This window comes from Acrocarpospora phusangensis, assembly GCF_016862995.1.
Classification (GTDB): Bacteria; Actinomycetota; Actinomycetes; order Streptosporangiales; family Streptosporangiaceae; genus Acrocarpospora; species Acrocarpospora phusangensis.
In genome coordinates, this window is sequence record NZ_BOOA01000185.1 from 1 (window position 1) to 2,111 (window position 2,111).

Sequence of the window (2,111 nt, forward strand, 5' to 3'; positions counted from 1 at the left end):
AGGGGCGGGTGGCGGTGGTGAAGCGGATGGGCATGGTGTAGGTGAGGGTGCCTTCGGGGGTGGCGAGGGAGCGGACGCCCTCGGTGAAGGTGTGTTGGGCCTCGGGGAGGACGTCTTTGGGGATGGATTCCATCATGGCGCGGGTGCCTGAGGACCAGAGCCAGGACCAGTAGTGCTCGGGGGTGGGGAAGAAGATCCGCTGAAGGTGTTCGGTGAACTCGACGGCGGTGAAGTCCTTGAGGAGGTCGTTGAGGGATTCGCGGGAGCGCAGCTTGCTGAGCGCGCCCGGCTGGGTGGAGGAGCCGGGCGGGGGCTTGGGAAGGTAGGGGGCCAGGAGGTTGCGGAGGGTGGCCTGGAGGGCTTGGTCCTCCTCGTGGTCCTCGGCGAAGGTGGCGAGGGCGAGACGCCCGCCGGGACGCAGGACGCGGGCGATCTCCCGGGCCGCCTGGGGCATGTCGGGCACGAAGAAGAGGACCAGGCCGCTCTGGACCGCGTCGAAGGACTCGTCGGGGAATTCGAGGGATTCGGCGTCGCCGAGCGTGGCCCTGGCGTTGGTTAACCCTCGCCGTTCGATATCGGCGCTGAGCTCCCTGACCATTCCGGGAGCAAGGTCGATGCCGTGCACGAACCCCTCGGCCCCGACCCGCTCGGCCGCCGGGAACAGGCTGGCCCCCCGGCCGCAGCCGACGTCCAGCACCCGTTCCCCGGCCTGCGCGTGCCGCGCGAGCAGCATCCCCACTGGCCCGAAGAAGTCCACCCCGACGTGCTCGTAGTCGGCCGCCGCCCGGTCGAAAACCCCCGCGACAAACGCCTTCGCCTCTTCGCTCACGACGCGACCCTACGCCCTGCCGCCGACATTTCGCGGGCCCTCGCCTCGACCGCCCACGACGGCCCACTCAGCCGCTACTACGGCGAGAACCTCGTCCCCGGACTCGTACTCCCCCTTGGCCGTGCCGACGACCGTGCTGGTGAGGGCGCCGATCTACGGAGAGGAGATGGTGATCTCGTCGCCAGCGCAGAGGATGCGTGGTGGATCGCGGGGATGCGCGGGGTGGCGGAGGACGCGCGGGGCACGCTCGCGGATGCCGTGGATGCCGTGGATGCCGTGGATGCGGGGATGCGGGGATGCGTGGTGGATCGCGGGGAGGCGCGGGGAGGCGCGGGGAGGCGCGGGGAGGCGGAGGACGCGCCGGGCACGCGGTGGATGCGTGGATGTGGTGGATGTGGTGGATGAAGGCCCGCTGGGAGGTGGACTCAGCCGGTCGGGACCGCCTGGAACGCCTCCGCGTAAGAACCCTCGGGTAGGCCCGCCTGGGTGGCGTAGTGGGCGAGGAAGTTCTTGATCATTGTTTCCAGGTCGGCCATGTGGCCGGTCTGCGTTTCGTGGGCGCGAAGGGCGGCGATTTTGCGATCGACTGTCGCGGTCACGTCCACGTAGTGGTTCGGCGTCTGCGAGCCGATCAGCCAGACCTCACGAACCGTCCACGCCTCCAGCCCCTCCTCGTTGAGAAGCTCGGGAAACGCGTACGGATTGCGGGCGTCCGGATACACGGCGTCCAGGGCCGCGCTGCCGACCGCGCGGTGGTCCGGGTGGCTGGGCCCGATGCGCGCGTAGTTGCGCTCCGGGGTGGAGGTGATGACGAGGTCGGGCCGCACCTGGCGGATGACGCGGGCGATGTCGCGGCGCAGGGCCAGGGTGGGTTCCAGCAGGCCGTCGGGGTAGCCGAGGTTGCGGACGTCGGTGACGCCGACCTGCTTGGCGGCCGCGACCTGCTCGGCGCGCCGCATCTCGCCCATGTCCTCGGCCCCCACCGTACGGTCGAAGCCGCCCGCGTCGCCCGAGGTGGCCAGCAGGTACACCACCTCGACCCCCCGGTCGACGAAGGCCGCGATCGTGCCCGCGCCGCCGAAGTCGATGTCGTCGGGGTGGGCGGTGACGACCAGGACCTTGCCGATGTCCGCTGAATCCAGCACGCGTGTTCCTCCTCGAGTCCCCAGCGCCAACATCGCCCGCCCCGGCGGTGTTCCCACACGCCGGTACGGCTCCCGCCACCCGAGCGGAAGCCGTACCTGATGAAGGAGGGGGTCAGCAGTCGCGGATTACGACTCCA

Annotated in this window: 2 protein-coding genes; both read right to left on the reverse strand. The window is 70.4% G+C overall.

Annotated elements, in window-relative coordinates:
- Nucleotides 1-829: class I SAM-dependent methyltransferase (locus Aph01nite_RS40790; protein WP_204046457.1), on the reverse strand; the 829-nt coding region annotated here is incomplete at its 3' end.
- A gap of 425 nt (nucleotides 830-1,254) precedes the next feature.
- Nucleotides 1,255-1,974 carry a PIG-L deacetylase family protein gene (locus tag Aph01nite_RS40795; RefSeq protein WP_204046458.1) on the reverse strand — a complete coding sequence of 240 codons (720 nt, stop codon included), beginning with the start codon at nucleotides 1,972-1,974 and terminating at the stop codon, nucleotides 1,255-1,257.
- Nucleotides 1,975-2,111 lie beyond the last annotated feature (137 nt).